Source organism: Streptococcus caledonicus (assembly GCF_042656225.1).
Lineage (GTDB): Bacteria > Bacillota > Bacilli > Lactobacillales > Streptococcaceae > Streptococcus > Streptococcus caledonicus.
Genome location: NZ_JBHSOJ010000026.1, coordinates 25,094 through 25,321 on the forward strand (window position 1 = coordinate 25,094; position 228 = coordinate 25,321).

Below are 228 nucleotides of genomic sequence, written 5' to 3' on the forward strand. Positions count from 1 at the left end.
CGCTTCAATCTTAGTACCATCAATAAACAGACAATCCAACGTCACTAATTCTTCCATTTTCAAACGAAGATTGAGATCAATGAACAAATCACGAATGAGATTTTCCATCCCAGTAGCGACACGAAAAGGATTGATGGTGCGGTAGGAAACCACCAACTGTCCTGTTAAGTACTGCATGGCGATATTTTCAATCATCATTTTTTCGATCTTTCGCCCAGAGAAGATACC

At 39.9% G+C, this 228-nt stretch carries 1 pseudogene; it reads right to left on the reverse strand.

The features are described from left to right. Nucleotides 1–198: pseudogene (locus ACFPQ3_RS11845) on the reverse strand (IS1182 family transposase); the annotation flags it as partial. Nucleotides 199–228: the final 30 nt, after the last annotated feature.